Annotated in this window: 24 protein-coding genes and 2 pseudogenes; 10 read left to right on the forward strand and 16 right to left on the reverse strand. The window is 41.6% G+C overall.

Annotated elements, in window-relative coordinates:
- Positions 1-35 precede the first annotated feature (35 nt).
- The 3 genes from ODU39_RS03880 to ODU39_RS03890 form a co-directional block, all read right to left on the reverse strand.
- On the reverse strand, positions 36-515 hold the full coding sequence (locus ODU39_RS03880; RefSeq protein ID WP_024382897.1) for an FMN-binding protein: 480 nt from the start codon (positions 513-515) through the stop codon (positions 36-38).
- A gap of 78 nt (positions 516-593) precedes the next feature.
- Entirely contained in the window at positions 594-1583 is a 990-nt protein-coding gene (locus tag ODU39_RS03885) for a polyprenyl synthetase family protein (RefSeq protein ID WP_398579938.1), read from the reverse strand.
- Between the two features lie 18 nt (positions 1584-1601).
- Positions 1602-3494: an FAD-dependent oxidoreductase gene (locus ODU39_RS03890; RefSeq protein ID WP_398579939.1), complete on the reverse strand. Its 1893-nt coding sequence runs from the start codon at positions 3492-3494 to the stop codon at positions 1602-1604.
- A gap of 182 nt (positions 3495-3676) precedes the next feature.
- Between ODU39_RS03890 and ODU39_RS03895 the strand changes: the two genes are divergently transcribed.
- The 4 genes from ODU39_RS03895 to ODU39_RS03910 all read left to right on the forward strand — a co-directional run bounded on the left by ODU39_RS03895 (position 3677) and on the right by ODU39_RS03910 (position 7963).
- Positions 3677-4216 (forward strand): Gx transporter family protein, encoded by a 540-nt coding sequence (locus ODU39_RS03895; RefSeq protein ID WP_136670192.1) that lies wholly within the window; start codon positions 3677-3679, stop codon positions 4214-4216.
- 271 nt (positions 4217-4487) lie between these two features.
- Positions 4488-5837 (forward strand): TrkH family potassium uptake protein, encoded by a 1350-nt coding sequence (locus ODU39_RS03900; protein WP_398579940.1) that lies wholly within the window; start codon positions 4488-4490, stop codon positions 5835-5837.
- Positions 5838-5848: 11 nt separating this feature from the next.
- Positions 5849-6514 carry a TrkA family potassium uptake protein gene (locus ODU39_RS03905; RefSeq protein WP_002938014.1) on the forward strand — a complete coding sequence of 222 codons (666 nt, stop codon included), beginning with the start codon at positions 5849-5851 and terminating at the stop codon, positions 6512-6514.
- Between the two features lie 111 nt (positions 6515-6625).
- On the forward strand, positions 6626-7963 hold the full coding sequence (locus tag ODU39_RS03910; protein ID WP_398579941.1) for an MATE family efflux transporter: 1338 nt from the start codon (positions 6626-6628) through the stop codon (positions 7961-7963).
- Between the two features lie 436 nt (positions 7964-8399).
- On the opposite strand, the gene ODU39_RS03915 is transcribed toward ODU39_RS03910, so the two are convergent.
- From ODU39_RS03915 to ODU39_RS03960, 10 genes and pseudogenes are all read right to left on the reverse strand, one after another.
- On the reverse strand, positions 8400-8657 hold the full coding sequence (locus tag ODU39_RS03915; protein ID WP_105212470.1) for a DUF896 family protein: 258 nt from the start codon (positions 8655-8657) through the stop codon (positions 8400-8402).
- 9 nt (positions 8658-8666) lie between these two features.
- Complete coding sequence (gene glyS / locus ODU39_RS03920; protein WP_398579942.1) at positions 8667-10703, reverse strand: glycine--tRNA ligase subunit beta; 2037 nt, start codon at positions 10701-10703, stop codon at positions 8667-8669.
- A complete protein-coding gene (glyQ, locus tag ODU39_RS03925; protein ID WP_002939388.1) occupies positions 10703-11620 on the reverse strand; it encodes a glycine--tRNA ligase subunit alpha in 918 nt (305 codons plus the stop codon). The genes glyS and glyQ overlap by 1 nt, the downstream gene beginning before the upstream one ends.
- Before the next feature lie 33 nt (positions 11621-11653).
- Positions 11654-12133 (reverse strand): annotated as a pseudogene (locus ODU39_RS03930) (DUF1398 domain-containing protein).
- Positions 12134-12399: 266 nt separating this feature from the next.
- Entirely contained in the window at positions 12400-13104 is a 705-nt protein-coding gene (locus ODU39_RS03935; protein WP_398579943.1) for a B3/4 domain-containing protein, read from the reverse strand.
- A 182-nt stretch (positions 13105-13286) separates the two neighbouring features.
- Positions 13287-13979 (reverse strand): methionine ABC transporter permease, encoded by a 693-nt coding sequence (locus ODU39_RS03940; protein ID WP_398578382.1) that lies wholly within the window; start codon positions 13977-13979, stop codon positions 13287-13289.
- A complete protein-coding gene (locus ODU39_RS03945; RefSeq protein WP_398579944.1) occupies positions 13980-15044 on the reverse strand; it encodes a methionine ABC transporter ATP-binding protein in 1065 nt (354 codons plus the stop codon).
- Entirely contained in the window at positions 15037-16404 is a 1368-nt protein-coding gene (locus ODU39_RS03950; protein ID WP_174853486.1) for a M20/M25/M40 family metallo-hydrolase, read from the reverse strand. The genes ODU39_RS03945 and ODU39_RS03950 overlap by 8 nt, the downstream gene beginning before the upstream one ends.
- A 157-nt stretch (positions 16405-16561) precedes the next feature.
- Complete coding sequence (locus ODU39_RS03955) at positions 16562-17413, reverse strand: MetQ/NlpA family ABC transporter substrate-binding protein (RefSeq protein ID WP_024384525.1); 852 nt, start codon at positions 17411-17413, stop codon at positions 16562-16564.
- A gap of 151 nt (positions 17414-17564) precedes the next feature.
- On the reverse strand, positions 17565-18254 hold the full coding sequence (locus ODU39_RS03960) for a gamma-glutamyl-gamma-aminobutyrate hydrolase family protein (protein WP_398579945.1): 690 nt from the start codon (positions 18252-18254) through the stop codon (positions 17565-17567).
- 382 nt (positions 18255-18636) lie between these two features.
- On the opposite strand from ODU39_RS03960, the pseudogene ODU39_RS03965 reads away from it, so the two are divergent.
- Positions 18637-19368, forward strand: a pseudogene (locus tag ODU39_RS03965) (5-methyltetrahydropteroyltriglutamate--homocysteine S-methyltransferase); the annotation flags it as partial.
- 112 nt (positions 19369-19480) lie between these two features.
- Here the strand turns inward: ODU39_RS03965 and ODU39_RS03970 are convergent.
- Positions 19481-19894, reverse strand: a complete 414-nt coding sequence (locus ODU39_RS03970; protein WP_024412958.1) for a carboxymuconolactone decarboxylase family protein — start codon at positions 19892-19894, stop codon at positions 19481-19483.
- Between the two features lie 105 nt (positions 19895-19999).
- On the opposite strand from ODU39_RS03970, the gene ODU39_RS03975 reads away from it, so the two are divergent.
- Positions 20000-20371: a MerR family transcriptional regulator gene (locus ODU39_RS03975; protein WP_024412957.1), complete on the forward strand. Its 372-nt coding sequence runs from the start codon at positions 20000-20002 to the stop codon at positions 20369-20371.
- Between the two features lie 354 nt (positions 20372-20725).
- On the opposite strand, the gene ODU39_RS03980 is transcribed toward ODU39_RS03975, so the two are convergent.
- Positions 20726-22186: an NCS2 family permease gene (locus tag ODU39_RS03980; protein WP_024414516.1), complete on the reverse strand. Its 1461-nt coding sequence runs from the start codon at positions 22184-22186 to the stop codon at positions 20726-20728.
- 344 nt (positions 22187-22530) lie between these two features.
- Here ODU39_RS03980 and ODU39_RS03985 point away from each other — a divergent pair, with 344 nt between their 5' ends.
- From ODU39_RS03985 to ODU39_RS04000, 4 genes are all read left to right on the forward strand, one after another.
- Entirely contained in the window at positions 22531-23343 is an 813-nt protein-coding gene (locus ODU39_RS03985) for a Cof-type HAD-IIB family hydrolase (RefSeq protein ID WP_105248697.1), read from the forward strand.
- Positions 23344-23564: 221 nt separating this feature from the next.
- Positions 23565-24557 carry a PTS sugar transporter subunit IIB gene (locus ODU39_RS03990; protein ID WP_208580682.1) on the forward strand — a complete coding sequence of 331 codons (993 nt, stop codon included), beginning with the start codon at positions 23565-23567 and terminating at the stop codon, positions 24555-24557.
- Positions 24558-24588: 31 nt separating this feature from the next.
- Positions 24589-25398 (forward strand): PTS mannose/fructose/sorbose transporter subunit IIC, encoded by an 810-nt coding sequence (locus ODU39_RS03995; RefSeq protein WP_024384519.1) that lies wholly within the window; start codon positions 24589-24591, stop codon positions 25396-25398.
- Positions 25399-25415: 17 nt separating this feature from the next.
- A complete protein-coding gene (locus tag ODU39_RS04000) occupies positions 25416-26327 on the forward strand; it encodes a PTS system mannose/fructose/sorbose family transporter subunit IID (protein ID WP_253221667.1) in 912 nt (303 codons plus the stop codon).
- A 151-nt stretch (positions 26328-26478) separates the two neighbouring features.
- Here the strand turns inward: ODU39_RS04000 and ODU39_RS04005 are convergent.
- A partial coding sequence (locus tag ODU39_RS04005) for a transposase (protein WP_398581434.1) occupies positions 26479-26937 on the reverse strand: 459 nt, incomplete at its 5' end.

Consider the following 26937-nt stretch of genomic DNA (forward strand, 5'->3'; position numbering starts at 1 on the left):
ACAAGTGCGACTGTGTCTTTTCTGTATAGACTTAATTAGTCAAGTTTTACAGTTTCTGTTTTTCCTTCAGCAGCTGCTGCAAGAAGGGCTTCTGCACTCTTCTTGAAGTCTTCAGAAGTATGAGTTGCACCTGATACAACTTCAACAGCTGAGAGTTCTTGTTTCTCAACCAAAGCTGCATTGAGTTGTTCAATTGCTTCACCGGCAGAAACTCCAGCTTTATCTTTCATTTTTTTGTTGTACTCTTCATTTGCTGATTTAAGACTTCCATCTTCCGCTTCGTAGTCAAATTTTGACTCACTAATTTTTCCATCTTTAACAGTCAATGTGTGAACAATTTTGTAGCCATAATCGTCTTTGCTTGACTCAGCTTTATAAGTACCATCTTTCAATACTACTGTTTCTTTAGTTGAAGACGAAGTTGAAGTAGATTCTTGTTTAGACCCACAAGCTGCGAGTGCAAATACCGCACCAAGAACTACCAAACTTTTCAACACAACTTTAGTTGTTTTCATAACAATGCTCCTTTTGTTAAGTAAATAGTTTTATATTTATAATGATATACCTAATTAGAGAAAATGTCTAGTTATTTTTTAAAAATAATGACTAAAAACTATTGCCACCAAATTTTGCATAGATGCAGTCGATAACTGTGGTATTCTATCTACAAAATTCATCATTTTTTCCAAATAGCTAACAATCAGTTTCTCTGTTTTGGCAATAGCATGTGTTGAAAAAATCCTATCTGTAAGGCTTTCCAACCCTTCTGCCGTAGGGGATTGAATATAGGCCCGCAATTGCTGCTGGATAGACTTGTCTTCTCGCATAGCAAATAGTAGCGGTGCAGTATAGATACCATTTTGAATATCTTGCAATCTAGGTTTTCCTGATGCTGCTACATCCAGCTGATAGTCAATTAAGTCATCTCGTAGCTGAAAGGCCATGCCAAGTGCTTGCCCAGACCGAAAAGCCATGCTACTGTCTTTCCTAGATTGGCCTGGTACAAAGCTCCCCAACTGACAGGCAAGTCCAAATAGAAAAGCTGTTTTTCCTTGAATTTGCTTGAGATAGGCTTTCATAGTCATATTGGCATCAAATTGATTGAGTAGCTGAGATAATTCCCCTCGAAGAATTGTTTCCATCAGCTTATCATTGCCCAAATCCAAATCATCACGTGATACTTCTAGCAAACGAAGCCCTTTTCCAAATAGTCGACTTGAATAGGCAAGAAGATAATCACCCGTGTAGATAGCGATTCGATTAGAAAATTGTTGATGAGCCGCCGTGACTCCCCGCCGTTTATCCGCGCTATCAATCACATCGTCATGAATCAGAGTCGCCAGATGCAGGACTTCTAAATGGGCAGCAAAATATAGCTTTGAACGGCTAATCTTTCCTTCCGTCATTTGTGTAAAGAGCAGACAGAGACCGGCACGCAGGTATTTTCCTGGTGCCTCTACATATTCAACAATCTTCGCTGTAACTGCTGGATGCAGGACCATCATCTCAGATAAGATGATGGATTTTACCTCTTCAAGTCCCCTCTCAATCTCAGGATAGGTATTCCAAATTTGATGTACCACTAACTTTCTATATTTCCTTTATTTTTTATCCTTGATACGGTAAATATGCTTCGGCTTTCCATAAATCTTCTTGTCTAGGAAACGACCCAACCATGGCATGATCCAGTAGTCTAGACCGAAGGCTCTACCCGCACCGTTCATAAGAGAAATAGCTGCTGGGATGAACCAAATATTTACCCAGTAGAACATGCCTGACAGGCTGAACATAACTACCAAAGCAACGGTTGCAGCAGATACAATCCATACAAAGGCACCAGCAATCAAAGCCAGACCAATACCGATTTCTGCTACTGTCATAAATTTTTGCATAAAGAGTGCTACTTCTTGGTTTGGCATCATAAATTCCATGATAGTAGCAAACCAATCAGGCATTTTGTCCAAAACAGCCATCGGTGCTTCACCATAGGCATAGCTCAAACCAAAAATCGGTTCAGCAGCTTCTGCCGCAGCAGTTGCCGCTTGTGAGGCACTTGAAACCGCCTCAGCAGCAGATGCACCAGATACTGGATCAGCTAACCAAGGGAATGGGAAGACAACTTGATCCCCAAACCATGATGTTGTTCCAAATAGACCGAAGGCTTTCTTGATACCTTCGTAGAGCCATACTGAACCATAAAGGACACGCATTGGTACAGACCAGAGAAGATTTCCTTTGCCTGAAGTATGACCTCCGAAAATGTTTCGCTTATTCTGAATGTCAAAGAATTCATGACGAACATAAGAACCCATGTAGAAGAAACTACGGATGGTAAAGAAGTAGAGTAGGTTTACCATGTGTTTGACAGCCATTGCCATAAAGCCTGACATGTGGTATTTGTCCATCAAGAAGGCTACACCGTAGCGTGCTCCAATAGATACCATAAACCCATCATATTTACCTTTGTAGCTATGTTTTTCGCCACCCTTGATTGCTGCAATAATATTACTTGCCGCAGTATGGCCTGTCTGTTCAGCTGCTTGTACAATCTGTGGAGTTGGTTTTCCTTCTGATTCTTCAAAGTAAACCAAGTCACCAGCTACATAGACATTTTCCTTGCCTTTCGCTTCCATGAACTCATTAGCTACCAAACGACCTGCACGTGCTTTTTCAATACCAAATTCACTTGCGTCTGTATTGGCTTGAACACCAGCTGTCCAAATAGAGGTATAGGTAGGAATTTGACGACCTGATGAAAGTGTCAAGCTATCTTCTTGTACACTTGCTACACCATCGCCAAGAACCAATTCAACACCTTTTTTCTCAAGGTATTTGCGAGCCTTGACTTGCTCTTTTTCAGTAACCATAGCCAAGATATTTGGCGTTGCCTCAACAACCTTAAGTGAGAATTCTTTTGGATCCAACTTGAACTCACGTGCCAAAATTGGTACCCAGTCAATCAACTCACCGATCATCTCAATACCTGTGAAACCAGCACCGATAACGGTAAAGGTTAAAAGAGCGCGACGTTTGGCTTCATCATGCTCACGCATGGCACGATAGCAAGCATCAATCATGTGGTCATGCAAACGTTCCGCTGCTTCGATAGACCAAAGTGTAAAACCGTGTTCTTTAACACCTTTCACACCAAAGTCATTAGCCTCACCACCCATTGCAAGGAGCAGGGAATCAAAATCCAGAGTTTGGTGTTCTGCAACTACTTGTTTCTTATCGTAGTCAATCTCAACAACCTTGTCTGTTACCAATTGAACCTTTGGATATTTTTTGAAGATACGTTGAAGGTCATACTTGATTGCATTGGCTTCTACACGCCCTGCCGCAACTTCATGCAACTCTGTCATATAGGTATGGAAAGAGTTCTTATCAATCAAGGTAACTGTTACATCTTGATCCTTTTTAAAGGTTTTCCCTAGCAATCGAGCTGCTGCAATCCCCGCATAACCAGCACCGACAATCACAATATTTTTCGTCACAATGTTTCCTCCTTGTGAAAACCAAAACAAATTACATGTTTCCATTATAACGCATTCCAAGATAGTTGACAAGCAAATTTCAATAATTAGTAATATATGGCAGACAAAACTTGCCATAGTGAACAAAAACAAGTATGATAGTAAAATAGATAATCGACTAGAAAGAGTTTTTTCTCTACACCATGAATTCTAAACGTCAAACACTTAACTTTATTACGATGCTGGCAGCTCAGGCAGTTGTCATTTCTTTGATTGAACGACTCATCACCCCCCCATTTGCTTTTGCTCCAGGTGCCAAGCTAGGACTGGGAAATTTGATTAGCTTAATTGCTATTTTTACCCTCCCTACAAAGGATAGCCTAAAAGTTGTCGCACTACGCTTGCTCATCTCAACCTTTCTGGGAGGCACCTTTTCAACCTTCCTCTATGGCTTTGCTGGAACTACTTTGAGTTATGTAGGAATGCTTTCTGCCAAGCAGCTCGGTCCAAACCGTGTCAGTCCTATTGGAATTTCTATTCTGGGCGGGATGTTGCACAATCTTGGTCAGCTTCTTGTTTTTGCTACCATTGCCCGTTCTTTCTATGTACTGAACTACCTGCCAATCCTCGCTTTTACAGGAATTTTATCAGGCTTATTGGTCGGACTGGCTGCTACCTACCTCCTCCAAAAGGTCGGACCTTTACGTCACCATCATCAACAAGTCTTAGCAGAATGGAAATAAATCTCCCTAGGTCAACTAAGGAGATTCTTTTTATGGTCCGCACTACTTTTTCATTGCCCATAATAATTTCCCCATAACCCCGTTATCACAAATAAAATGAGCCACCCGAACCACCTCATATAAACACCGCTTATAACATCCATAGTAACAAAAAAACAATGAAGCTTTCAAGAAGAGAAAAAATCAGGTTCTTTGCGTGTTTTAGTCGTACATTTTCTTTCTTTTGTGCTACAATATCTTCATCTTTTATTTTTTGAGCAAAGGTAGAATTATGTCACCATTTAGGATCAAACTTTCTTCCAGTCAGCGAATCATTATCAGTTTCTTATTCGTGATTCTGACTGGATCAATTTTACTAAGTCTTCCCATCTCACAAATTAGCACCTCTACAGCAAGTTATTGGGATCATCTCTTCACATCTGTCTCCATGGTTTGTGTGACAGGGCTATTTACCAAAGCCGTTGCTGAAACCTATTCTACTTTTGGACAGATTATCTGTATGATGCTAATCCAAATTGGTGGTTTGAGCTTGATAGGATTCATCGGTCTCTTCGCTTTACGCGGTGGTCGTAAAATGAATTTCATCAATATGGCAACCTTACAAGAGGCTCTAAACCGATCTGACACAAAATATTTTCGTAGCTTCCTCAAATCAGCTTTTGGTTTTACCTTGGCGGTCGAAGCCTTTGGAGCCCTCTTACTTTCCTTCCATTTTGTGCCTGAATTTGGATGGGCGAGAGGTTTATTCACCTCGATTTTCGTAGCTATATCAGCCTTTTGTAATGCTGGTTTTGATAATTTTGGTGCAACTAGCATCATGCGTTATGTGGATAATCCTCTGATTAACCTAACATTAGCCAGTCTCATTATTATGGGAGGTCTTGGATTCTCGGTTTGGTTTGACCTTCAAACACAAATCGGGCAAAAACGTAGCCTACGAAAACTAGGGTTCCATACAAAGATTGTTCTAGGCCTAACAGCCATTATACTAACCCTCGGAACTCTAACAACCTTACTCACCGAATGGAATAACCCTTCTACTATCGGGCAACTATCATTTGGCCATAAATTATTAGCCAGCTTTTTCCAGACAGTCACCATGCGAACTGCTGGTTTTGCCAGTATCGACTACACGAAGGCTGAACCAATCACCCTCTTGCTCTATATCTTTCAGATGATGCTTGGCGGAGCCCCAGGTGGAACAGCCGGAGGTATTAAAATAACCGCCTTCCTAACCTTAGTGCTCTATGCTCGTAGCGAGATTCTCGGTCTCCCTCATACCAACTTTATGGGACGAACCATCGATAACCTCAGCATCCGCAAAGCTTTTGCGACATTCTCAGTCTTCCTTCTCATGTTCATCATCGGGCTCTTCTCACTTGCCCTAACAGATGACCGACAACCACTTCTATTTTTAATGTTCGAGGTCATGTCAGCACTAGCCACTGTAGGTGTTACGGCCAATCTGACTCCAAGTCTAACCATGGCCGGTCAAGCAGTCATTATGGCACTCATGTTCTTCGGCCGTATCGGTCCACTTTCTATTCTCGCAAGCCTTTCTGTTCGAAAATTATCTAAAACTGAAAGTCTTCAATACGCAAAATCATCTATGCTTGTTTAAAAGGAGAAATCATGCCAAACTATACTATCGGAATTCTCGGTCTGGGAGTTTTTGGTACTACCATTGCAAAAACATTACACAATTACGATTGCAATATCATTGCTATCGATAATCATGAGCAACGTATCAATCATCTAGAACCTATTCTCACGCGCGGTATTGTCGGAGACATCACCGACCGCTCGCTCCTACGTGCAGCAGGAATCGGTAACTGCGATGCTGTTGTTGTAGCTACTGGTGAAAACTTGGAATCCAGTGTTCTGGCTGTCATGCATAGCAAAGTTCTAGGTGTTCCTATGGTCATTGTCAAAGTCAAAGGAACAACTGCGAAAGAAGTCCTTCTTCGCGTCGGTGCCGATAAGGTTATTTCTCCCGAACGCGAAACTGGTATTTCCCTAGCGAAACAATTACTCCACCGCGATACAACCAGCCTCTTTGAGCTCGAAGGTAATGTTTCCATTGTCGAGTTTCACCCACCAGTAAAATGGATTGGAAAAACACTCGGCGAATTAAAACTCCGCCAACATTATAAACTCAATATCATCGGTTACCGAAGTGGCGAAAATCAGGAATTAAACATCCAACTGACTCCTGACTATGTCTTCAAATCTGACGAACTCATCTTAGCAGTAACAGACCATAACACTGTCGATCATTTTGAAGAGCTGACAAATTAAATAACAAATTTACGCCCTATACTCCGTTTTCAGGAGAAATATTTTATCCCTAGAAAGCCTACTAGACTATCATTTATCTAGTGGGCTTATCATCTGTCAAAAGGAGACGTTATGAATGATTTAACCAAAGGAAAGCCGATTGCAGTCATCTTACAATTCGCTATTCCCTTGTTGATTGGATCTTTTTTTCAACTGGCCTATAATTTTGCTGATTCCATGATTGTGGGGCATACTTTGGGAAAGGATGCCTTTGCAAGTGTCGGTTCGACAGCCAGCCTGATTTTTTTAATCATCGGTTTTGCCCAAGGTGTTACCAATGGATTAACCATTATTTCTGCCCAACGCTTTGGAGCTGGCGACTTAGAGGGGCTTAAAAAATCTTTTGTCCACGGACTCTTCTACGCTTCCCTCATCAGCCTTTTACTAACAGTCTCAGCCTTAGTATTTTTGAAACCTATCTTGGTCTTAATGCAAACGCCTGTGAGTATCATAGACCACTCCCATGCCTTTCTAACGGCCATGTTTGGAGGATTGACCTTTACTATTTTTTATAATTTCCTGTCTTCAGCCCTACGCAGTCTCGGAAACTCTAAAACACCTCTACTTGCTCTAGTTATCGCTTGTTTTATCAATATCGGTCTGGATTTTTTCTTTATCTTAGTCATGGACTGGGGCGTTTTCGGAGCTGGCTTTGCAACTATCCTCGCCCAAGCCTGTTCGGTCCTCTTTCTTATTTTTTACATTATCCACAAGGTACCTCACTATCATATTGGACTAGCTGATTTAAAATTGGATAGGGATAATCTCAAGAAACATGCCCAGCTTGCTTTTCCAATGGGATTTCAAGCCAGTATTATCGCCATCGGAGCCATGACCTTGCAGTTTATGGTCAACCAACTAGGAACAGACGCCATCGCCGCCCAGGCCATTGCCCTTCGTACTGACCAGTTGGCTATGCTGCCCATGGTCAATCTGGGGCTGGCTATTGCAACCTTTACAGCCCAGAACTACGGCGCTAAACTCTACGATCGAATCCGAGAAGGGGTGCGCTACTCCCTATTTCTGAACATTGTTTGGGCTATTATATTTGCGGTCATTCTCATCTTGGGCAATCGCTTCTTCTCTGGTCTCTTTCTGCCAAATGCCAGTCAAACAGTGCTGGACTTGGCTCTTGTTTACTACATCATTAACGGCTCTTGTTACTGGATTGTTGCTTCCCTCTTTATTCTTCGTAGCTTTATTCAGGGACTTGGCAAGGGCTTTATCCCAACACTAGCAGGCTTTGGGGAATTGATTTTCCGAGCAGCAGTCGCCATCATCGGCATGCAGTATTTCGGTTTTTATGGGACCGCCGCCGCTAACCCCGCCGCCTGGATTGGCAGTATCATCGTCCTGATTCCAAGTTCCATCATCTTTATGAAAAAGTTAAAAACGGGACAAAGTATATAAAGAAAACGCATGAAACTCTCATGCGTTTTTAAAATAATATTTTTGTAGAAATTGAATATGAAGGAGATGCCAAGAAGGACCAATAACAAACTACTTGTCTTTTTCTTATCCCACTTAAAATAGGCTAACAAGGGTTGGTCAGGACAAGCTCGCACTTCCTTGAACTGTTTGAAACTAGCTCCAAGACTGGCTCCTGCCGCCCCTATAATTGCACCACAATAATAGTGAGGAAGGACGTAGACCGACAAATAAGCGACCGTAACATAGGCAAGCACCAACAAGGTGTACATCAGTTTTTTCATGACAAATCCTCCCTGAACCTATTATATCTCTATTTTATCATTTACAAACTAAGCAAACAAGTAAGTACATGTTCTCAAAAGCACAAAAAAGACTAGAAAACCTAGTCTTTTGCTTGTTTTTTGAGTAATCCAGCTTAAGACTCTGGATCATCCAAACTACGGCCATGCAAGCCCTTTTCACGTTGGACTTGACGAAGTTTCTCTGGCGTCACATCGTTGCCTTCTTCATCAACCAGCTTAATCCCCTCAATATGATGACGGATTGTTCGACGATACCCCTCGATGTATTCTTCCCTGAGCTGAGCCTGTTCAACTTTTTCCTCTGGTGTCAAGGTACCAGCTTTTTTCTTTTTAGCCAATTCATTGATCCGATCGATTTTTGCTTGTTCCATGTCTGCCTCCTACTTACTATTCAAGAGATTGAAGACCGCCACAGCACTTGCCTTATCCGCCAAGGCTTTCAGTAGAGCCAAGCGGTTGGCTTTGATTGCCGCATCATCTGCCATGACCATGGTATTGTCGAAGAAGGCCGCGATGACTGGGCTAAGAGCAAAGAGCTTGTCCAAGTTGCCTGCCATGTCTTCTGTCAGCTCCAAGCCTGCCACTGCAGCAGCAAGGGCTTTTTCCTGGTCATTTTCAAAGAGGGCCTCGTCAATCGCAGTCACCTCCGCCTTTTCAGCCAAGTTGAAGACACGTGACAAGTTTTCCACAGCTTCCTTATAGTCAGCCTCTTTTGATTTTTGGAAAATAGCAGAGCTGGCTGCCAGTTGTAGTCGGACCACAAAGGTTGAGCTGGCAAGTACAGCCTCACGGATGTCTTTCGGAATCGCCTTATCCATCATCTTCTCTACACGAGCACGGATAAAGTCCATCACAGCTGGCTGGTTGTCATAGGTCAAGCTGGCAAAGTTCAAGCTGTAGAGCTCCGCAATCAACTGATCCAATGGAATTTCCCAACCAAATGCTTCCAAGATCCGCACGATACCCTGTGTCGCACGACGCAGAGCGTAAGGGTCGTTTGAGCCAGACGGAATCAAGCCAACTGAGAAGAAGGAGAGAAGGGTATCAAACTTGTCAGCCAGTGCCAAGACTGCACCGACCTTGCTTTCAGGCAATTCGCCTTCTGCTGAATTTGGCAGGTAATGTTCACGGATTGCTGCTGCCACCGCAAGTTTTTCCCCTGCAAGAAGGGCATACTTCTCACCCATGATCCCTTGTAATTCGTCAAACTCGCCGACCATACCTGTCAAGAGGTCAAACTTGTAGATGTCCGCCGCACGTGCCACATCCGCTTTTTCATCCGCAGACAAGCCTGCCAAGTCAGCTAGTTTTTCTGCGATAACTTTGGTACGTTCCATGTGCTCGTAAAGTGAGCCGATTTTCTCATGGAAAGTCACGACCTTCAAACGTTCTACCAAGTCAGCAATCTTGAGTTTTTGGTCCTCACGCCAGAAGAACTCACCGTCTTCCAGACGAGCCACCAAAACTTTTTCATTTCCTTTGATGACATTATCAATATACTGGTCGTTACCGTTGCGAACGGAGATGAAGTTTGGCAAGAGATTGCCAGATTTATCACGCACTACGAAGTAACGTTGGTGGTTTTTCATGGAAGTCACCAAGACTTCTTCTGGCACTTCCAAATACTTGGTATCAAAGGAGCCCATAAAGGCAGTTGGATACTCGACCAGGTTGAGAACTTCGTTGAGCAGATCTTCATCAATCTCAACCGTCACATTGTGTTTGTCCTCGATAGCCTTGATTTGCTCAACAATCATATTTTGACGCTCTGCGGGGTCTGTAATGACAAACTGTTCACGCAAGTCTGCCTCGTAAGAATCTGCACTTGCAATCTCGGTTTCATTTCCAAGGAAACGATGACCACGGCTGATGCGAGCGGACGAAATGTCCAAGAAATCCATATCCAATGCCTCGTCATCCAAGAGAACGGTCAAGGTGTGGACAGGGCGGATGTAGGCGAATTTGTTGGAAGCCCAGTTCATGCTGACCGGGAAGGTCATAGCTTTCAAGACCTCTGGAATGCCCGCCAAGACTGCCTTAGCTGGCTGACCAGCTTCGTGTTTTGTCACGTAGACATACTCTTCACCCTTGATCTCGCGGAATTCGATGTCAGCTGTCGTCAGGCCTTTGCCACGGACAAAACCTTCTGCCGCCTTGGTGAAGTTCCCGTCTGCATCCAAGGCAATCTTCTTAGCAGGACCCTTGAAATCTTCGGTCAGGTCTGTCTGCTGGTCCGCTAAGCCACGGACACGAACAGCCAAACGGCGTGGCGTTGAAAAGACATCAATACTGTCAAAGGCCAAACGGTTGTCTGTCAAAAAAGTCGCCATGCGGTCACGCAACTGGTGCATGGCTGGGGTTACGATGTAGGCAGGAATTTCTTCCAAGCCAAGTTCAACAAGTAAATTCTTTGTCATTATTCTGCGTCCTCCTTCAACAATTCTGCTCGTGTTGCTTCATCTAAAAGTGGGAAACCTAATTTTTTACGCTCTGCCACAAAGGTTTTGGCAACGACACGGGCAAGGTTACGGATACGGGCAATGTAGCCTGCACGCTCAGTTACAGACACGGCTCCGCGGGCATCCAGCAGGTTAAAGGTGTGAGAACACTTGAGCACATAGTCAAAGGCTGGGTGAACCAATCCCTCTTCCAAAGCCCGCTCTGCTTCTTTTTCAAACTTAGTAAAGTTTTCAAGGAGCATATCCTGGTCTGATACTTCAAAGGAGTATTTTGAATGCTCATATTCTGGCTGGATAAAGATTTCACCGTATTTAACGCCGTCTGCCCACTCAATATCGTAAACGGAGTCAACTTCTTGGATATAGGATGCCAAACGCTCCAAACCATAGGTTACTTCAGCTGTGACTGGACCTGTCGCCAAGCCACCAACCTGTTGGAAATAGGTAAACTGCGTAATTTCCATACCGTCCAACCAAACTTCCCAACCCAGACCTGCTGAACCTGTTGACGGGTTTTCCCAGTTGTCCTCAACGAAACGAATGTCGTGCTCCAAAGGATTGATGCCCAAACGCTCCAAAGACTCCAAGTAAAGCTCTTGGATATTAGAAGGCGATGGTTTCATGACCACTTGGAATTGGTGGTGCTGATACAAACGGTTGGGATTTTCCCCATAACGACCGTCCGCAGGACGACGACTTGGCTCAACATAAGCCGCATTCCACGGCTCAGGACCGATCGCACGCAAGAAAGTGTAGGGGCTCATGGTACCCGCACCCTTTTCCGTATCATAAGCCTGCATGAGCAAGCAGCCCTGCTCATTCCAAAATTGTTGTAAGGTCAAGATAATCTCTTGAAATGTAAGTTTTTTAGACATATTCTTCCTTCTTTCTATTATATTTCAAAATTGCTAGTTCTCCACACTCGGTATGGTTTCCACAAAAACAGCCTGCTCTGCCTTGTCCAGATAGGAACAGGTCATGGCTGCTAGGTCAATGACCCACTTGTAAATGCCTGCTTCTGCTGTTTCTTGGCAGAAGGTAGGGAAATCTGTTTATCCAGCCTGATGATTGCGTAAGATAGTCACAAACTGGTCCAGATTGGCTTGGTCCGAAACAGGTATCATCACTTGATAGCCCGTCTTTTCCAGAGCTTGACCTGCCTGTGAGCGGTAGGTAACCTGTCCAGACTGGATATCCACAGTATTTTCCACCATACCCAAGTCCTTAAAATAGGCAATCAGTTTGGGAAAATCAGGCCCAGTAAACTGTTCATGACCTCGATTGATATTTTCTAAGGTGAACATTGGTCTCCTTTCTTTATAGTAGCTGTCTTTCACCTTGAGATGAAAAACAAGAAATACTCGGTCGGCAGACAAAAAGAACCACATTCTCTTCCCCTGTCAACAGACATAGGGGCGTTGAGAACGCGGTTCCACCCTAATTTATTACTTCATTTGTATGATTCTGATTGAGTCGGACGTGGTCACGACTGGGAAAGCGCCAATTATTTCAAGACTGGCTTGGCTTTCACTCTCCCAAGCTCGCTAGACAGGCTTTTGAAACAACCTTCTTTCATGCTTAGTATTGTAGCAGAAAAATCAGCATTTGTCTAGAAAGACCACTATTTATCCGAACACAATCCCGCTGACAAATCCTACAAGGCTATTGCAGGCGTATCGCGATCTAGTAGATATTTTTCTGGTACTACTCCTAAGAATTTTTCTGCGTGTTGACTGATAAAATCAAGGGCATTTTCCAAATCTTCTACTCTATCAGAATCGACCAACTCCATGACCAAGAAAGCATTCTTTGTCTCATCCGTAATCATGGTTCGCTTACCATCGCGCCAATTGAAACAACGACAAACGGCTCCTTTATCATCCTTATAGCAAACTTCACCTGGTAGAGTTGGATTATTATTTTCATCACCAATGAGATAGAATTCATCTCCACCTTCAGTGATCGTTAGTTGGAGATTGCCTACAAATGTATCTATATCTTCTGCACCACATGGAAGACCGAAACGCAAACTTGCTGCATTATAAATATCCACTAAGGGCGAGATTGTCGAAACTGGACGGTCACTAGCAGAACGCTTCAAAAGGGCTTCAATACTAGAACGTGCACCTTTTTTAGTTTTGAATTTTTGATAAGCTTGGCGATACGTTTGGATGACTTCATTTTCACTAAAAGTATCTTCTGTGAGAAATTTCTGGGCAATTTCATTACTTTCTTCCAGTAGTTTCACTAAATCTTCTGGTGATTCTGATGGCGTTTTATAATCTTTCAATAATAGAACTCCAATTTTTGCATCTGGAAATAGACGCCAAAAAGATGAATCAACAACAAAATGTGACATATTCTTGCTCCTTTTTTATACAAAATCAGCACCCTATGAACATCTTCAAAGACCTAACGACGTTCATAAAATGCTGTTGCATGACTACCCGGTGGCAGTAAATATTTGGTTGCTTTCATTGTATAATATAGCTATTAAAAAAGCAATTAATAAATCAAAATGCGAAATGCCTGATTTCCTTACTATCTATGACTAATCTTTCTCGTCAAGAAATCTCCAATAAACTGGATTACGAAGATGATAACTAAAATCAAAAGAGTTGCTAAAAAGGTCACATCGTCATTGTAACGCAAGTAACCGTAGGAAAGGGCAACTTGTCCCAAACCACCTGCTCCGATAGCTCCTGCCATGGCTGTATAGCCGACCAAGGAAACAAGGGCAAAGGTCGTCACACGAATCAAGTCGGGCAGCCCCTCACGCAGATAGACAAGGACAATATCCCAGAACGTCGCTCCTGAAGCCTGAGCGGCCTCAATGACTCCGCGGTCCAATTCTGACAAGACCACTTCAACCTGACGGGCAAAGAACGGAAAGACTGAAAGAGCGAGCGGTACCAAAGCTGCCTCCGTACCAATCGTTTTCCCAACAATAATTTTCGTCAAAGGAGCAATGGCCGCCAACAAAATAATGAAAGGAATGGCACGGAAGATAGAAGCTACCTTATCCAAAATCCAGTAAACCGTCTTATTTTCAATGACACCCCGAGGACCAGTCAAGACCAAGAATAAACCAGAAACCAAGCCCATCAAGCCACCAAAAGCAAAGGAAACAAAGGTCATATAGAGGGTCAAATTAAAATGTGTTAACCAACCTGTCTGACCATCCCAGCCCAATTTATAAATATCTGGAAAATTCGTTTGAATCCATTCTAACATCTAGTTCGCTCCTTTCAAAATCGTCACTTCCACACGAGCCTCCGTCACTGCCTCAATCGCACGGTGCAACTGACCAGGTTCACCTGATAAGATCACTACCATCTCACCGACTGGCGTATGGTCCAAAATTTCAATATTGCCATAAAGAATATTGGCAGATACTTGATAGAATTTATACAAATCATTGACAATTGCCGTATCCGTGTTGGAACCAGCATACTTGAGTTGCACTAAAATGCTATTCTCAGGCAAATTCTTAACAATATCCTGCTGGTAAATTTTCACCAAGGCCTCATCAATTCCTGTTGCTGTTTTGATGAAGTCCTGTGTCAATTCTTCTTTTGGATGAGAGAAGATTTCTAAAACGGAACCTTCTTCGATCAAGTGACCATCCTGCATAACAGCCACACGGTTACAAATGTCTTTTACAATCTGCATCTCATGGGTAATCATAACAATGGTCAAGCCCAATTTTTCATTCAATTCCTGCAAGAGTGCCAAAATCTGCTTAGTCGTTTTCGGATCCAAGGCAGAAGTAGACTCATCAGAAATCAAGATTTTGGGGTCATTGGCCAAGGCACGGGCAATGGCAACACGTTGCTTTTGACCACCAGACAACTGAGCTGGATAGTTTTCAGCACGGTCAGAAAGTCCTACCAAGTCCAACAACTTTGCAACCTTTTCTTTCTTCTCCTGTTTGCTCAAGCCAGAATGCTTAAGGGCAAAGGCTACGTTTTCTTCTGCTGTCATCTGAGCCATCAGATTGAAATGCTGGAAAATCATCCCAATCTCGCGACGTTTGCTCCGCAATTGAGCTGGAGTCAGCGTAACCTTATCCCCCTCATAAATCACATCCTCATCAATGGTAATCTTACCTGCTGTCGGCACTTGCAACAAATTGATGACACGGACAAGGGTAGATTTCCCAGCACCAGAATAACCTACGATACCGTAGATATCCCCTTGATTGATATGGATGGTCACATCCTTGACCGCTTCGATGGTACGTTTTTTCTGCTGGAAAGTTACATCAATATTATCTAGCTTAATCATTTCCTTACTCATAACTTGCAATTAACTCCTCTACTAATTCAACATGACTATAGTAGTCAGCGATGCTGACATTTTCATCACCGGCATGGTCACGGCTATTGGCATTTCCTAATCCAAATCCTGCAATCGGCACACCTAGAGCATGAAAGACGGTATGCATAGGGCCTGTCCCCGGAGAAGTCGGCAAGACAGCAACTCCTTCTGGTGTCAATTTTTTAGCCAATTCAATCACATTGACAATGGCAGGATGGGACATATCACTTCGGTAGCTCATTTCCCCCAAAGTGAAGATAACCTCAACTTTTTCAAAACCATGCTTGTCCAAATGCTGGCGAATCTTGTCCAAAACATCGTGTGGCTCCAAACCAGGAACCAGACGGACCTCCATTTTTGCAGAAGCCTGAGCTGGTATGATAGTCTTGACCCCTTGACCAAGATAGCCAGTTGACAAGCCTTCAATGGTAATAGATGGCTCAAAATACAGACGCTTCAGAAATTCACGACGGTCTTCTACCAAGGTCGATAGGGTCAAGCCATAAATGTCTTTCATAGACTGACTGGTCGCCAGTGCAAATTCCTCCACCAAGGCCAATTCACGCTCATTTGGCCCTTGCACTTGCTCGTAAATGCCATCTATCAGGATTCGTCCATCAGCAGCCCGCATGGATTGAAGTGCTGATAATAAATACCAGCTTGCCGAATCAATGACACCTCCATAAGAAGAATGAATATCCAAGTCAGCTGATTTAACCTGAAGATCAAAGGTCACAATTCCCTTATTTCCCCCAGCAATTTCTAGCTGATGCAAACTATTGCGATGCCCCTGCTCCCAGACAAGTAAATCAGCACCGATCAAATGTTCTTTATATTTTGAAAGGTATTTGTCCAAGTCAACAGAAGCTGACTCTTCTGCCCCTTCCATAATAAAAATCACATTGACTGGTAAATGGCCATTCTGTCTAGCTTGATATTTTTTCAAGGCCGACAGACGAGCTGTGATATGGCCCTTATCATCATCTACCCCCCGACCATAGATATAGCCATCGGAAATGGTCAATTCAAAGGGGTTGCCCTTCTCCCAGACCTGATCGGCATCTGCAGGTACTGTATCATAATGATTGTAGAAAATCAATGTTTTCGCATCTGGCACCGAAGCCTTAAACTTAGCCATGACAAAGGGTGCTGCATAACTATCATCCAAAATAACCTCTGCACCAGCTTCTTCAAACATCTCTTTCAAGTAAGTCGCCACATCCAACAAACCAATCTGCTGAGCAAAAATAGATTTCTTTGAAATCAAGACCTTCAACTTTTCAAAATAAGTTTGAATAATCGCATCATTTTCAAATGCTTGAATTTTACTATCTGCCATACTTCCTCCTTATACTTAATGAAAAATCAATCAAATCTACTAACCAAAATCAAACATTCTCCCGCATATCTGACTTTGGTTAAGAGATTTTTTCTTATCTCTATAAAAACAGATAGAGGGCTGAACAACTTTGTTCAGTCCTCGACCTATTTACATTTTACCAAACTGGTTCATCCATACCGTCTGAAGTCTCTTCAATAACTTTTTTCACTTCATCCGTGTGGTAGGCTTCGATAATTTTCTTAATCGCTGCTGCTTGCTCTGATTTTTCCCAATCGCTACGAGCTGCAATCAAGTTGTACCACTGTTTTGAATTTTCATCTTTTTGCTCTTTGTAAAGGGCATTTTTGTAATCCAAACCAGCTTCCAACACAAATGTGTTGTTTACAACTGCTGCATCAACTGAGCTAAGTGAGCTTGCTGTTTGGCTTGCATCCAACTCAGTAATTTTCAAGTTTTTCTTGTTTTCAGTAATGTCAGCAATAGTTGCCAATTCTGTACCAGATACACCAACCTTGATCAAACCAGCTGCTTGAAGAAGGTAAAGAGCACGACTTTCGTTTGTTGGGTCGTTTGGAACCGCAATTTCTGCACCATCTGGAATTTCTTCCACTTTAGTGTACTTGTTTTTTCCATCAGCTGTACCTGAGTAAAGACGGATTGGTGCGATATAAGTATCCGCAATAGCAACCAAGTCTTCACCATTTTCTTCATTCCAGTTATTCAAGAAGTTATAGTGCTGGAATGCGTTGATGTCTACCTCATTTTCAGCTACTGCCTTGTTTGGTTGTGAATAGTCTGTAAATTGAGTGAATTCCAACTTCACTTCGTCCCCGAGAATTTCTTGAACTTTATTCCAACGAGCTTCTTCCGACTCACTCAAGCTCATCACACCTACTCGAACAGTTGTTGCAGATGAATCTGAACTTGAAGAAGAGTTACCACATGCAGCAAGTACACCTACTGATAAAGCAGCTGTTGCCAAACTAAACAATTTTTTTAATTTCATAAAATGATCTCCTTAAATTAGAACTGTATCTATCTTAACACAGAATTTTCTTTCTGACTAATTGACTTTTTTTATAGAAAGTTATAACTTTTCGTTATAACAAATACCCTTGCAATTATAAGTATTGATAATAAAAAGAGGGATACCCCTCTTAAAATATATCTACTAAATACTGAAATAGGTCTCGATGTTGCTTACAATCATTGTACAAAAATTCTGGATGCCATTGGATACCAAACAAAGCTTGGTTCCCCCTACTTTCATAAGCTTCTATCGTACCATCCCTAGGATCCAAACCTGTCGCCACCACTCCTGGAGCCAATTCTTTGATTCGTTGCTGATGGAAGGAATTAATAGGGCTCCCTTGGGCAAACAGTTGACCGATTCGGCTTTTAGGTTTCACTTGTAAACGATGGGATGTCCCCGCAATACCATCTTGCCAATGATGAGCCACCTCTTGTTCCAAGCTTCCGCCTAGAGCAACATTCAGCAACTGCATCCCTCGGCAGACTGCAAAAATTGGTTTTCCCTGACGAAGGGCTTCCTCAATCAAAGCCAGTTCAAATTCATCCTGTTCCAAGAGGTAATCATTACTATCAATCAAGCGCTCTTGACCGTATAGACTTGGGTCTACATGCTGACCGCCTGATAAAATCAACTTATCAATCATGTTGATATAGTCCTTGGCTAAGCCAGGAGTTCCCATAGAAATAACCATCGGTATACCACCAGCCTGACGAACACCATCTGCCAATTCACTCGCAACGGTTACATAAGTTCTACCAGATTTAGTTGGAAATTCTTGCTCGTTTCCTGAAATTCCAATGATAACTTTTCCCATAAAAAGCCCCTTTCTTTCATTTTTCTCCAATGTAGCATGACTACCTAGTCCTGTCTAATATAGAAGTTTTATGGCTTGATAAAAAATAACTATCAGAATTACCTATAAACAATTACTCACAAACAAGAGTTTGCCTTTGGCAGTTTCATAGATAAAATCTATACCACGCTTAAGAAAAAACTATGCTGGAGCCAGCATAAAAAAGGCAATCTTGATAAACAGGCGTGTTTTCAAGCTTTTATATAGAAGAAATATCATAAAACGCAGTTCCCTTTCAATCCGTTATAGCCAAAAATTATAACTTTCCCTAAAATTTTACAATTATACAAGAGTCGTTTTTTCTGTTAGGATAGGGGCATAGAAATATTTTGGAGGAAAAACCATGACGACTACCATTATCGGCTTCCCGCGAATCGGAGAACACCGTGAATTAAAATTTATTACTGAAAAATACTTTAGAAATGAAATTCCACAGGAAGAACTTTTGCTTGCTACCAAAAAATTGCGCGCTAAACATTGGAATATTGTTAAAGAAGTAGGCATTACTGAAATCCCAAGCAACGACTTCTCCCACTATGACAATGTTTTGGATGCAGCAGTACTATTCAACATCGTACCTAAAGCAGTTCAAGAACTTGACTTGACTGACCTTGAAAAATACTTCGCTTTGGCACGTGGTTATCAAGGAGAAAAAGGGGACGTTCGTGCTAGACCGATGAAAAAATGGTTCAATACCAACTACCACTATATCGTTCCAGCTATTGAAAAAGACACAGAAATCAAACTAGCAGGTCATAAGATTTTCGATGAATTCCAAGAAGCAAAGGACTTGGGTATCACAACTCGTCCAGTTTTGATTGGTCCATTCACACTCTTACAATTAACTGATTTTGAAGAAGGTTTAACTGCTACTGATTTCGTTGATAGCTTAGTTGCAGCCTACGGACAAGTCTTTGAAAAATTGGCAGAGCTTGGTGCTGAAAAAATCCAGCTGGACGAACCTAGCTTGGTCAAGGATTTGACTGCTGAAGAAAAAGCCCTTTTCCTAAACATCTACCAAACCCTCTTGGCTGATAAGAAAGGCTTGCAAGTCCTTATCCAAACCTACTTTGGCGTAAATAGTCCTCTTTCAAAAATTATGATTTTTGGTTTTTCAGCAAAAAATCAGTGAAAAATCACTCGTTATTTCATTCCACATAGCTCCTTTATTTTTTATTAGTGATATATTACCGCCCGTCGTTTGTGTTACTACCTAAAGTAAGATTCCTTTCAGAAAAGATTTTTTTTGCAACGAATGTAGCATTTAAGACTTTTGGAAAACCCACATACGGAATGCACTGAATAAATGTCTCAATAATTTTTTCTGGAGATATTCCCACATTTAAGGATCCATTAATATGAACTTCTAATTGTGGTTCGCACCCTCCTAATGTCAATAAACTTGTGATAGTTATCATTTCTCTTTCTTGCAAAGAAAGTCCTTGTCTACTATAAATATCTCCAAATGCAAATTCGATAATATATTCTCCTAAATCTGGAGCAATATCTTCTAATGTTTGTATAACTTTTTCGCCACTCACACCATCAATTTTTTGTAATTGTTCTAAACCTATTTCAAATCGTTTACTTTTCACTTGAATTCACCTCCTTTTTTCTTTTATAATATAACTATACTACTTAAACCTTAGTTTAAGTCAAGTTCTTTTACTTATGAATTTTAAAAATTAGGAAAGGAGTCATCTGCAATGAAAATAGGCGAAATTGCAAATAAAACAAATCTTCCGGCAAGCACCCTTCGTTACTACGAAAAAAAAGGATTACTCAAAGTAGATAGAGACAAAAATGGTAGAAGATATTATAAAGAAAGCGATATAGAGTGGATAAAATTTATAAGACGGCTGAAAGAAACAGGAATGCTTATCAAAGATATTCAACATTATTCCGAGTTACGATATGTTGGCTCGATTACAATGCCTGAACGATTACAAATTCTCCAATTACACAGGAATTATGTTTTAGAACAGCAACTAAAATGGACTGAGTATCTTCAAAATTTAGATGATAAAATTGAGTTCTATCAGCAATCTATTAAAAATACGACAAAACATAACTTGTAATTCGATAAGATCTGTTACATTGAGTGCGTGAAAAAATATGATTCTTAAAATAGGGATACAGTGCTGAAAGCCCCGAATTATCAAGCTTTTTTCTCTGTATCCCTATTATATCTCAAGCCCACTTTGTATGTGATAAACTATGTGCCTTTTGTGCCATACTTTTCTCCTCTCGCTTTACAATAGGCTTGAACACCTTTATTGTATCGCGTTTGGAGTTTTTTGGTATAACCTTCGTCGCGCACCCGCATAGCGGGTGGTTTATTTGTTACGCACCTTACGGAGCGTGACGGACTAAAAGTCACATAATAAAAAACTGACCTTCAAATGAAAATCAGTTCAAGGATAATAAACAGATTACAAGATGGCTAGAATGATGAAGTTCAGAATAAATAGAGCTGTAGCACCCCAAAGGATTGGGTGAATTTCTTTAGCCTTACCTGTCGAAACTTTTACCAAGCAATAGAAGATAAACGCTGCTGCAATACCGTATGAGATTGAGAAGCAAAGCGCCATGAAGAAGGCTGCAAAGAAGGCTGGAAGAGCATCTTCGAATTGGCTCCAATCCACATCTAGGAATGATGAAACCATCATAACACCGACAATAATCAAAGCTGGAGCTGTTGCCGCTGCTGGTACAATACCGATAAATGGCAAGATAAGAATTGAAAGAAGGAAGAGAACCGCTGTTGTAACAGCTGTCAGACCAGTACGACCACCTGCAGAGATACCTGCAGCCGATTCAACGTAGGTTGTCGTGTTAGAAGTACCGAATAGTGCACCGATAGAGGTACCAATCGCATCTGCAAAGAGCGCCTTGTCCATCTTAGAGTTAAAGCCTGTACCATTTTCGAGAGCTTTCTCATCTTCTTCTGAGAAAATACCAGTCTTACGACCTGTACCGATAAAGGTACCAAGTGTGTCAAAGGTATCTGACAAGCTGAATGCAAAGATAGTCATCAAAACAAGTGGTAGACGGCTTGAATCAGCAAAGAGAGAAGATAGACCACCAAAAGCTGCTAAGAAAGTCGTCCCAAGCTCCGCAAAGGCTGTACCGATATTGTTGTTTGCAAAATCAATTGTAGACAGATCCACAACACCTGCTGGAATTCCAGCTACAGTTGTTGCAATAATACCAATCAAAATTGCACCACGCACGTTCTTAATAACCAAAACAGCTGTCAAGAGGAGACCGAACACTGTCAAGAGAACACTTGGTTCAGTAAAAGTTGAAATAGATGGAACAACACCTCCACCTGCAAAAACAGAGAAAACACCGTTTGAGAATGTTTCGGCTGTTGCATCTGCCGGAGCAACACCATTTACAGTAATAATATCTGAACCAGATGTCAAGAAGGTGATTAAATTAGAGTTTTTAAAACCAAGATAGGCAACGAAAACCCCGATACCTCCACCGATGGCATGTTGCAAGCTAATCGGAATCGCCTTAATAATGCTCTTACGAACCTTTGTAACAGTAATAAAAACGTTAAACAAACCGCAGAGGAAAACCATTGCCAAAGCTTCTTGCCAAGTAAAACCAAGACCGATAACCACTGTATAGGTAAAGAAGGCATTCAACCCCATACCTGGTGCCAAGGCGTAAGGTACGTTAGCAAATAATCCCATAACAAGCGTTGATACAGCACTCGCAATAATTGTCGCTAAAAAGACTGCCTGAGTCGGCATACCTGCCACACTCAATACGCTCGGGTTAACGAACAAAATATAGGACATGGCAAAGAAAGTCGTAAGACCTGCCATAATTTCTGTTGAAACCGTCGTTCCGTGTTCTTTCAATTTAAAAAATTGATCCATTTTTCATTTCTCCTTTAATTTACGAACGATAAAAACATTATAATCAAAAAACATTATAATTTCAAGTTTTTTAATCTTGAAAACGTTATTTTGTTGATTTTCAGTCTTTAATATTCGTGAATAACGAACATTGAAGACCTTGCGGACAATCTATAAAAAATTTATTGCTTCTTTGCTTTTATTATCTCCTTTTGTTATACTGGAAATTATTAGTTCAAGATATGGTTACCTACAAGTACTATTCTTTGACGCATAAAACAATTTCTCAGCAGGCTAACTACTACCTAAACACTTTTTGCTATTAAAAACTAGTATAACGAATCTAGAAAGGAATGCCATTAAATATGAAGAAAAAAATCATTGCTATCGATTTGGACGGCACATTGCTCAATAATGATAGTCAATTATCTGATTATACCATCTCCACTATAAAGAAGGTCCGCCAAGCAGGACACACCGTTCTTATTGCCACAGGTCGCCCCTATCGAATGGCTGAAAAATATTACCACCAACTAGAACTGGATACTCCCATGATTAATTTCAACGGTTCTTTAGTTCACATCCCTGGAAAGAAATGGCAATGGGAACAAAATATTTTAATCGACAAAAAATACCTACTAGAATTTCTAAAAGAAGAAGAAACATTTGAGGCAGATTTTATTGCTGGTGAATACAAGAATAAATTCTACATCACTCAAAAGAACTTAGACAAGATCGATCCAGCTCTGATGGGGGTTGAACAGATTACTCCAGATACACTCATCAGACCTGAGTTAATTACCAGCGATCCTCATTCCATCCTTATGCAAACTCGTGCAACTGATAAGTATGAACTTGCAACAGAAATGAATGCCTATTTCAAAGATGAATTAGAAATCAATACGTGGGGTGGACCATTAAATATCCTCGAAACTTGTGCAAAAGGTGTCAATAAGGCAACCGCTCTGAGCTATGTTCTTAACCTCTACCAAGCCTCTCCTAGCGACTTAATTGCCTTCGGCGATGAGCATAACGATGTTGAGATGCTGGACCTAGCAGGAACAGCCTATGCCATGAAAAATTGTAGCGATACACTTCGTCCACATGCCGACAGATTGACAGCATTTGCTAATTTTGAAGATGGTGTCGCACGTGAACTAGAAAACCTATTTTTATAGACTTCAAAAAACCTGATAAACTGTCAGGTTTTTGTCATATTCGTTGCATATTTTTATCACTTTTCTGAAACACGATTATGAAAAGTTTCGGAAATATTTTGCACTTTTAACACAAACCTACTTGACAAATGTACTGAAAACGTTTTATAATGGTATAGTTCGAACATGAAAGCCCATTCAATGGTTTTTACATGAACAAGAAAAATTTAGGAGGATCAATAATGAGTATTGGAATCATTATTGCAAGTCATGGCGAATTTGCTGCTGGTATTCATCAGTCAGGTTCAATGATCTTTGGCGAACAAGAAAAAGTACAAGTTGTTACTTTTATGCCAAGTGAAGGTCCAGATGATTTATACGCTAAGCTAAATGCTGCTGTGGACGCATTCGATGCCGATGATGAAGTTTTGGTTTTGGCTGACCTTTGGAGTGGTTCACCATTCAACCAAGCGAGCCGTGTAGCTGGTGAAAATCCAGATCGTAAGTTTGCTATCATCACTGGTCTAAACTTGCCAATGCTTATCCAAGCTTACACAGAGCGTATGATTAACGCTACTGCTGGCGTGGAAGAAGTTGCGGCAAACATTATCAAGGAAGCAAAAGATGGTATCAAAGTTCTTCCAGAAGAACTTCAACCAGCTGAAGCTGCTCCTGTTGCCGATGCTGCTCCTGTTGCACTACAAGGTGCTATCCCTCCAGGTACTGTTATCGGTGATGGCAAGTTGAAAATCAACTTAGCCCGTATCGACACTCGTCTCTTGCACGGTCAAGTGGCGACTGGTTGGACTCCTGCTTCCAAAGCAGATCGTATCATCGTTGCATCAGATACAGTTGCCAAAGATGAATTGCGTAAACAACTCATCAAACAAGCTGCACCTGGTAACGTAAAAGCGAACGTTGTCCCAATCAAGAAATTGATTGAGGTTTCTAAAGACCCTCGATTTGGTAACACTCACGCCTTGATTCTTTTCGAAACTCCTCAAGAAGCTCTTGAAGCAATTGAAGGTGGTGTTGAAATCAAAGAATTGAACGTTGGTTCTATGGCTCACTCAACTGGTAAAACAATGGTTAACAACGTATTGTCAATGGACAAAGATGACGTTGCAACCTTTGAAAAATTGCGTGACCTTGGCGTTGAATTTGATGTGCGTAAAGTACCAAACGATTCGAAGAAAGACTTGTTTGAACTTATCAACAAGGCAAACGTTCAATAAATCGATCTGTTAGTATAGAAAGGATTACAACATGTCAGATATTACACTTATTTCTGCAATTCTCGTTGTCATCGTTGCCTTCTTCGCTGGTCTTGAAGGTATCCTTGACGAATTCCAATTCCATCAACCATTGGTAGCTTGTACCCTTATCGGTCTTGTGACTGGTAACTTGGCTGCAGGTGTTATGCTTGGTGGTTCTCTACAAATGATTGCACTTGGTTGGGCAAACATTGGTGCAGCTGTTGCTCCTGACGCTGCTCTTGCTTCTGTAGCTGCTGCAATCATCATGATCAAAGGTGGCGACTTCTCAACTGAAGGTATTGCCGTTGCAACAACAACTGCTATCCCTCTTGCCGTAGCTGGTCTTTTCCTTACAATGATCGTTCGTACTATCTCAGTCGGTCTTGTACACGGTGCTGACAACGCTGCTAAAGATGCAAACTTCGCTGCTGTAGAACGTTACCACTTGTTTGCACTTCTCCTCCAAGGTTTGCGTATCGCTGTTCCTGCAGCTCTTCTTCTTGCAATTCCTGCAGAAGCTGTTCAATCAGTACTTGAAGCAATGCCAGCTTGGTTGTCAGGTGGTATGGCCGTTGGTGGTGGTATGGTTGTTGCCGTAGGTTATGCTATGGTTATCAACATGATGGCAACTCGTGAAGTATGGCCATTCTTCGCACTTGGTTTTGCCTTTGCTGCTATCAGCCAATTGACACTTATCGCACTTGGTGTTATCGGTGTTGCAATCGCGCTTATCTACCTCAACTTGTCAAAACAAGGCGGATCAGGTAACGGTGGTGCTTCATCTAACGACCCAATCGGCGACATCCTTGAAGACTACTAAGAGAAGGGAGATTCATCATGTCAGAAAAAATTCAACTTTCCGTAAGCGATCGTAAAAAAGTTTGGTGGCGTTCAACCTTCCTTCAAGGTTCATGGAACTATGAGCGTATGCAAAACTTAGGTTGGGCATATGCAATGATCCCAGCTATCAAAAAACTTTACACTAAAAAAGAAGATCAAGCTGCTGCTCTTGAGCGCCACTTGGAATTCTTCAACACACACCCATACGTTGCTTCACCAATCCTTGGTGTAACTCTTGCCCTTGAAGAAGAGCGTGCTAATGGTGCTGAAATCGATGACACAGCTATCCAAGGTGTGAAAATCGGTATGATGGGACCTCTTGCTGGTATCGGTGACCCAGTCTTCTGGTTTACTGTTCGTCCAATCCTTGGTGCTCTTGGTGCTTCACTTGCACAATCTGGGAATATCATGGGACCAATCATCTTCTTCCTTGGTTGGAACGCAATCCGTATGGCCTTCCTCTGGTATACACAAGAATTTGGTTACAAGGCTGGTAGCGAAATCACTAAAGACATGTCTGGTGGTATCCTTCAAGACATCACTAAAGGTGCTTCAATCCTTGGTATGTTCATCCTTGCCGTTCTTGTTCAACGTTGGGTATCTATCAACTTCACCGTTGACCTTCCTGCAAAACAATTGTCAGAAGGTGCTTACATCGTCTTCCCAGAAGGCACTGTAACTGGTACTGAACTTCAAGGTATCTTGGGTGACGCCCTTAGCGGACTTAGCCTTTACCCAACTCAAGCACAAACATTGCAAGGTCAGTTGAACAGCTTGATTCCTGGTTTGATGGGACTTCTCCTTACTTTCCTCTGCATGCACTTGCTTAAGAAGAAAGTAACACCAATCACAATGATTATCGGTCTCTTCATCGTAGGTATTCTTGCTCGTTTCTTCGGAATTATGTAATCAATTACCCCGCTCTTGCGCAATGTCATTAAGTTAAGCATTTAAGCAGCTAAAGAAACTATTCCCGTCTGAGCAGTTCATGACAAAACGGGAATAGTTTTTGTATTTAGGGCGCACAAAAAGGAAGGTTTTTAACCCAAATTTTTAACTATTATGATATTCTATAAGTGAAGCTTACGGGAGCCTGGCTTTTTATCTTTCTTTGGAAGGTTCGATTGGGTCGAATAATGGATAAATGCTTAGCAATGTAGGTTTCTAATTGGAAGGAAGTAAGTTCTTCTCTAAGAAATTTTCGACAGGCATAAACAGCGTCTGAAAAACAAATTTTATAAGTCTGTTTTAACTTTGATGTTTTAATGGTAACGTGTGAGGTTAGCCATTTACAAACATTAAAGTTGATAAAGCGAGCGTAGATTTCTTGGAGAATCCCTTCCTTCTTTTTCGCGTGAAAATGAGTCAGACCGATACTATATTTTAGGTCACGAAAACTGGTCTCTATGCCCCATCTGTAGGCATAGAGATCTTTTAATTTTTCTGGAGAATAATCGGTGTTTGTCACCAAAGTTTCAAAGAAACCAGGCTTGATTTCGAGACGCACCATTCGGAAATG

Origin of the sequence: Streptococcus sp. 2021WUSS126 (assembly GCF_044427255.1) — a bacterium.
Taxonomy (GTDB): domain Bacteria; phylum Bacillota; class Bacilli; order Lactobacillales; family Streptococcaceae; genus Streptococcus; species Streptococcus hashimotonensis.

Coding starts and splice junctions, on each gene's coding strand:
- ODU39_RS03950 (WP_174853486.1), bottom strand. CDS start 16,404: ATGGCAGATAGTAAAATTCAAGCATTTGAAAATGATGCGATTATTCAA.
- ODU39_RS03985 (WP_105248697.1), top strand. CDS start 22,531: ATGAAGAAAAAAATCATTGCTATCGATTTGGACGGCACATTGCTCAAT.
- ODU39_RS03895 (WP_136670192.1), top strand. CDS start 3,677: ATGAATTCTAAACGTCAAACACTTAACTTTATTACGATGCTGGCAGCT.
- ODU39_RS03990 (WP_208580682.1), top strand. CDS start 23,565: ATGAGTATTGGAATCATTATTGCAAGTCATGGCGAATTTGCTGCTGGT.
- ODU39_RS03960 (WP_398579945.1), bottom strand. CDS start 18,254: ATGGGAAAAGTTATCATTGGAATTTCAGGAAACGAGCAAGAATTTCCA.
- ODU39_RS03915 (WP_105212470.1), bottom strand. CDS start 8,657: ATGGAACAAGCAAAAATCGATCGGATCAATGAATTGGCTAAAAAGAAA.
- ODU39_RS03955 (WP_024384525.1), bottom strand. CDS start 17,413: ATGAAATTAAAAAAATTGTTTAGTTTGGCAACAGCTGCTTTATCAGTA.
- ODU39_RS03935 (WP_398579943.1), bottom strand. CDS start 13,104: ATGTCACATTTTGTTGTTGATTCATCTTTTTGGCGTCTATTTCCAGAT.
- ODU39_RS03945 (WP_398579944.1), bottom strand. CDS start 15,044: ATGAGTAAGGAAATGATTAAGCTAGATAATATTGATGTAACTTTCCAG.
- glyQ (WP_002939388.1), bottom strand. CDS start 11,620: ATGTCTAAAAAACTTACATTTCAAGAGATTATCTTGACCTTACAACAA.
- glyS (WP_398579942.1), bottom strand. CDS start 10,703: ATGACAAAGAATTTACTTGTTGAACTTGGCTTGGAAGAAATTCCTGCC.
- ODU39_RS03900 (WP_398579940.1), top strand. CDS start 4,488: ATGTCACCATTTAGGATCAAACTTTCTTCCAGTCAGCGAATCATTATC.
- ODU39_RS03980 (WP_024414516.1), bottom strand. CDS start 22,186: ATGGATCAATTTTTTAAATTGAAAGAACACGGAACGACGGTTTCAACA.
- ODU39_RS03975 (WP_024412957.1), top strand. CDS start 20,000: ATGAAAATAGGCGAAATTGCAAATAAAACAAATCTTCCGGCAAGCACC.
- ODU39_RS03905 (WP_002938014.1), top strand. CDS start 5,849: ATGCCAAACTATACTATCGGAATTCTCGGTCTGGGAGTTTTTGGTACT.
- ODU39_RS03940 (WP_398578382.1), bottom strand. CDS start 13,979: ATGTTAGAATGGATTCAAACGAATTTTCCAGATATTTATAAATTGGGC.
- ODU39_RS03880 (WP_024382897.1), bottom strand. CDS start 515: ATGAAAACAACTAAAGTTGTGTTGAAAAGTTTGGTAGTTCTTGGTGCG.
- ODU39_RS03995 (WP_024384519.1), top strand. CDS start 24,589: ATGTCAGATATTACACTTATTTCTGCAATTCTCGTTGTCATCGTTGCC.
- ODU39_RS04000 (WP_253221667.1), top strand. CDS start 25,416: ATGTCAGAAAAAATTCAACTTTCCGTAAGCGATCGTAAAAAAGTTTGG.
- ODU39_RS03910 (WP_398579941.1), top strand. CDS start 6,626: ATGAATGATTTAACCAAAGGAAAGCCGATTGCAGTCATCTTACAATTC.